The sequence below is a fragment of the Idiomarina sp. UBA4206 genome (assembly GCF_002383015.1).
In the GTDB taxonomy this organism is placed as follows: Bacteria; Pseudomonadota; Gammaproteobacteria; order Enterobacterales; family Alteromonadaceae; genus Idiomarina; species Idiomarina abyssalis.
The window spans coordinates 53828-58477 of the sequence record NZ_DFTS01000058.1 but is presented as its reverse complement, the minus strand read 5'-3'; the positions used below and the strand labels follow the sequence as shown (position 1 = coordinate 58477).

Annotated in this window: 6 protein-coding genes; 2 read left to right on the top strand and 4 right to left on the bottom strand. The window is 46.2% G+C overall.

The annotated features are described in order from the left end of the window. Positions 1 to 137: 137 nt before the first annotated feature. The 4 genes from fur to B3180_RS11900 form a co-directional block, all read right to left on the bottom strand. Entirely contained in the window at positions 138 to 584 is a 447-nt protein-coding gene (gene fur, locus B3180_RS11915) for a ferric iron uptake transcriptional regulator (RefSeq protein ID WP_054487431.1), read from the bottom strand. A gap of 45 nt (positions 585 to 629) precedes the next feature. Beyond that, positions 630 to 1163: a flavodoxin FldA gene (gene fldA / locus B3180_RS11910; RefSeq protein WP_199494639.1), complete on the bottom strand. Its 534-nt coding sequence runs from the start codon at positions 1161 to 1163 to the stop codon at positions 630 to 632. Between the two features lie 77 nt (positions 1164 to 1240). Continuing rightward, the gene (locus tag B3180_RS11905) at positions 1241 to 1456 is read right to left on the bottom strand and encodes a DUF2788 domain-containing protein (RefSeq protein WP_054487434.1); all 216 of its coding nucleotides are present in this window, start codon (positions 1454 to 1456) and stop codon (positions 1241 to 1243) included. Between the two features lie 86 nt (positions 1457 to 1542). Beyond that, complete coding sequence (locus tag B3180_RS11900; protein ID WP_278358645.1) at positions 1543 to 2316, bottom strand: alpha/beta fold hydrolase; 774 nt, start codon at positions 2314 to 2316, stop codon at positions 1543 to 1545. 106 nt (positions 2317 to 2422) lie between these two features. On the opposite strand from B3180_RS11900, the gene B3180_RS11895 reads away from it, so the two are divergent. Further along, complete coding sequence (locus B3180_RS11895) at positions 2423 to 2905, top strand: N-carbamoyl-L-amino acid amidohydrolase (RefSeq protein WP_054487438.1); 483 nt, start codon at positions 2423 to 2425, stop codon at positions 2903 to 2905. Beyond that, positions 2905 to 4542, top strand: coding sequence for a phosphoglucomutase (alpha-D-glucose-1,6-bisphosphate-dependent) (pgm, locus tag B3180_RS11890; RefSeq protein ID WP_222236867.1), 1638 nt, complete (start codon positions 2905 to 2907; stop codon positions 4540 to 4542). The genes B3180_RS11895 and pgm overlap by 1 nt, the downstream gene beginning before the upstream one ends. Positions 4543 to 4650 lie beyond the last annotated feature (108 nt).

Sequence of the window (4650 nt, the reverse complement as noted above, 5' to 3'; positions counted from 1 at the left end):
AAGATGTCGGGCAACTGGCTCAAGGGAGTCTTCGTTACGGCCGGCTAAAATGGGTTGATAACCGCGCTTTTTTGCCTGATGAGCAATGAGTTTGCCCGAGTAACCGTATGCCCCGTAAATGAGCCAGCGCAGAGCCATTAGTCTGCCTCAGCAGCAGCTTTGTATTCGCAGCTTTCGCCACGCTGACATTCGCCGTACAAATAAAGGCTGTGGTTTGTTAGCTTAATTTTATTGGCTGCGGCAACTTTGTCCTGACGTTCTTCAATAACGTCGTCTTCAAACTCAAAGACGTGCCCACAGGTTAAACACACCAAATGATCATGATGATGTTTTGCGCTTAATTCAAATACCGAACGACCACCTTCAAAGTGGTGGCGAGTAATAATACCAGCGTCATCAAACTGGTTTAGTACCCTATATACGGTAGCCAGGCCAATTTCATCTTTTTGTTCCAGCAGAATTTTATAGACGTCTTCAGCACTGATGTGTTGGTTTTCTGGTTGTTTTAAAATCTCCAGAATTTTCATCCGTGGGGAAGTGACTTTGAGTCCTGCTTTTTTTAGCTGTTCGTCGTTACTCGCCATAATGATTCGTATCTCAGTTAAACATGTACAACAGCATACCCTGTATTAGCTGTCACTTGCCAGTTCTGCCAGACACATTTCTTCATAAACCTGCTGGCACCATTTGCTAACACGCTCTTTAGTGAGCTCTGGTTGACGGTCTTCGTCAATACCCAGGCCGACAAAGTGATCATCATCTGCCATGCCTTTAGAGGCTTCGAAGTTATAACCTTCTGTCGGCCAGTGCCCAACAATGATGCCGCCACGTGCTTCGACAATATCGCGTACCATGCCCATAGCGTCCAGGAAGTATTCGGCGTAGTCTTCCTGATCACCACAGCCAAAAATAGCAATGAGCTTGTCGGTGAAGTCTATTTCTTCAAGTTCGGGGAAAAAATCGTCCCAATCGCACTGAGCTTCGCCGTAGTACCACGTCGGAATACCGAACAGTAGTAGGTCATAACTGGCAATATCTTCTTTACTGGATTTAGCGACGTCTTTAACGTCGACAAGTTTTTTACCCAGTTCTTTCTGAATCATCTGAGCGACGGCTTCGGTGTTACCGGTGTCGCTTCCAAAGAAAATTCCAACAGTTGCCATAAATCAATTTTCACCTGGTTATACGAACAAACAATACTGAATGGATTGCCATTCAGCGGCGTAAATTATCAATTGGGTTAAACTCCGGACTCCCAGAGCACCTGAATAATACCTTTAGCAATAAAACCAAAACAGCCAAGAAACAGTACTGCCCACACAATTATTTGGCCGAATTTGGGTACCGCTGAGCGTTTTAACACATCACGAATGGCTAAGCCTATGAGTAAGAATAGTATGGCCAGTGTGAAATTGGTGGCCAGAACTTCAATTTGTTCGTAATACTCAGCCAACATACTGCTTAACCTCGCTGATGTGTAACGCCTGAACTGTTTTTTAACGGCGCCTAGATTACCATAAAGCGCCGCCGCTGGCGAGATTACTAAGCCAGAAACTCAAGCACGAGCCGGTTGAATATTCGGGGCTTCTCGGCGTGCAGCCAGTGACCTGCGTCTTCTATTATTTTTACTGAAGCATTGCTAAAGCGCGAGTTAACCTCTTGTTGGTGCTTTTCTGTCAGGTAGTTTGAGTTACCGCCTTTGATAAAAAGTACAGGGCCTTCGTATTGACCTTTACTGACAGCCGCTGAAATTTGCTCGTAATTTTGTTTTAACCCTTCGAGATTAAGGCGCCATTGATAGCCGTCATCGGTCTTTTTAAGGTTTTTTAGTAAAAACTGACGCACGCCTTTTTCTGAAATTTTATCGGCTAACTGCTTGTCCGCGTCGCTGCGACTTTTTACCTGACTTAAATCCAGCCCTGACAGTGCATCCATGATGCTGTCGTGAGTTCCGTCATAAGCGGCGGGGGATATGTCTGCGAATATGGCCGCTTTGACCCTTTCCGGCGCCTCCATGCAGACTTCCATAGCGATTTTGCCACCCATGGAGTGCCCCAGTACAGCAAACTGCTCAATATCTAAGGCATCGGCCAGTTTAATAATGTCATCTGCCAGGGCCGGGTAAGTCATGGTGTCACTGTGAAACGAGTCACCGTGGTTACGAGCATCCGGTAATATACAAAAGTAATCTTCGGACAGTTCGCGGGCGATACTTTTTAAATTGTCTTTGTCGCCAAACAGTCCATGAATAATGATGACAGCCGGATTGCTTTCGGTGCCAAGTGTTTCGTGATTCAACAATGAAGAGTCTGCCATCGAACGGCCTTTAGTGATAAACTTTGATGCATATTTTCAAGGCTTTGTCGGGGCGTTGCAAGTGACAAAGCACAACCTTTCAAATTTTAGAGGTAGAAAGTCAACAATGAAGCGGATTGACATTGACGACGACTTATACGCGTATATTGCAAGCCACACCAGACAAATAGGCGAGAGTGCTTCAGATATTCTGCGCCGATTACTTGATGTGAGTAGTACAGAATTTGCTGTGGATGCTAAAGGCGAACAAACCGAATCGGTTTTTAATCGTTTAAATGAGCAGGATGTTCGTATTCAGAAAAGCGTGGTCGCGCGTTTTTTGTATATTTTGAGCATGCTTTACCGTTGTCATTCCAGTGAGTTCTCGCAGGTGCTGGATATTCGCGGACGTGACCGTCAGTATTTTGCCCGCTCAGAAGAAGCTTTGCTGACCTCGGGTAACAGCACCAATCCGAAGCAGATACCGGACTCTCCGTTTTGGGTTATTACCAACACCAATACCACAAAGAAAAAATCGATGCTGACTCAGGTTGCAGAAAAGCTGGGTTATGATTCAGCAGATGCAGAAAAAATTAGGGACTTTTTATAATGGCGAATCACGAGCGAGCAGGTCAGTTGGCACAAGCTGGCGATTTGACGAATATTGCGCAATTGATCAGTGCTTATTACGTTTACGAGCCGGATCCACGTAAAGCGGCAGAAAAAGTCAGCTTTGGTACATCGGGTCATCGTGGCAGTTCATTGAAGCGCTCGTTTAATGAAGCCCATATTCTGGCTATTGCTCAGGCCATTTGCGCTTATCGCGAAGAGCAGGGAATTACCGGGCCGATTATGGTGGCTAAGGATACTCATGCCTTGTCAGAGTCTGCCTACATTAGTGCTTTGGATGTATTCATTGGTAATGGCATTGAGGTTCAGGTTCAGACGGAGCACGATTACACACCAACGCCGGTATTAAGCCGTGCTGTTATTGAGTGGAACAGCAAGAATAAAGCGAAAGCAGACGGTGTCGTGATCACACCATCGCACAACCCACCGGAAGATGGTGGGCTTAAATATAACCCGCCGCACGGCGGACCAGCAGATTCTGATGTCACGCGAATTATTGAGAAATACGCTAATGCGTTGTTGTCATCAGGTTTGGTCGGGGTGAATACCTGCGAGAGTGAAGACGTATTACAGCATCCGAAACTGACTTTTGTTGACTGGCGTTCGGATTATATCGGTCAACTTGAAAACTGTATTGATATGTCAGCTATTCAGGATGCAAAACTGACGCTGGCGGTCGATGCCATGGGTGGATCAGGCGCTAAATACTGGCAGCAAATTGCTGAGCATTACAACTTATCGATTGAGGTTCGTAATGCCGTTGTTGACCCAACATTCGCATTTATGCCCCTGGACAAAGACGGCAAAATTCGCATGGATTGCTCCTCGCCGTTTGCCATGGCCAGTTTACTGGGGCTAAAAGAAAAATACGACTTAGCTTTTGGTAATGATCCGGACTACGACCGTCACGGTATAGTAACTCCTACACACGGCTTGCTGAACCCGAACCATTACCTGTCGGTTGCGATAGATTATTTGTGCAAAAACCGTGGTTGGGACAAAGGGCTTGCCATCGGCAAAACACTCGTATCCAGCGCTATGATTGATCGTGTGGTGAGCGCAAACGAACGTCCATTGATGGAAGTGCCTGTGGGTTTTAAATGGTTTGCGCAAGGGTTAGCTGAGCAAAGTATTGCGTTTGCCGGAGAAGAGAGTGCCGGTGCAACCTTGCTTGATCGTAAAGGCTGTACCTGGACCACCGATAAAGACGGCATTGTCATGGCCTTATTAGCGGCTGAGATATTGGCAAAAACCGGTAAAAATCCGGGGCAGTATTACGATGAATTATGTCAGCAGCATGGTACGTCTTACTATCGTCGTGTTGATACCGTTTCCAGTGCCGACAAAAACGCTCGCTTTAAAGGCATTCGCGCATACAAAATGAAACTGCCAGAATTGGCTGGTGACAGTGTGTCTGATATTTCTACGAAAGCGTCGGGTAACGGGGCACAGTTTGGTGGTATTAAAGTAACCACTGACAATGGTTGGTTTGCGGCAAGGCCTTCAGGTACTGAACCGGTTTATAAAATTTATGCTGAAAGTTTTGTCAGCGAACAACACTTAGATGACATTCTGACGCAGGCCACCACCTGGGTGAATGACCTGCTGACAGATTAGTCTCTTAACGAAGGACGGCGTTAGATTCCATTTCTTCGTCGTCCTCTTCTTCTGTTTCCGGCGCTTCTTCAGCCATTGACGTTAATAGTTCATCAGAGGTTTGTGACC

Coding starts and splice junctions, on each gene's coding strand:
- fur (WP_054487431.1), bottom strand. CDS start 584: ATGGCGAGTAACGACGAACAGCTAAAAAAAGCAGGACTCAAAGTCACT.
- fldA (WP_199494639.1), bottom strand. CDS start 1,163: ATGGCAACTGTTGGAATTTTCTTTGGAAGCGACACCGGTAACACCGAA.
- B3180_RS11905 (WP_054487434.1), bottom strand. CDS start 1,456: ATGTTGGCTGAGTATTACGAACAAATTGAAGTTCTGGCCACCAATTTC.
- B3180_RS11900 (WP_278358645.1), bottom strand. CDS start 2,316: ATGGCAGACTCTTCATTGTTGAATCACGAAACACTTGGCACCGAAAGC.
- B3180_RS11895 (WP_054487438.1), top strand. CDS start 2,423: ATGAAGCGGATTGACATTGACGACGACTTATACGCGTATATTGCAAGC.
- pgm (WP_222236867.1), top strand. CDS start 2,905: ATGGCGAATCACGAGCGAGCAGGTCAGTTGGCACAAGCTGGCGATTTG.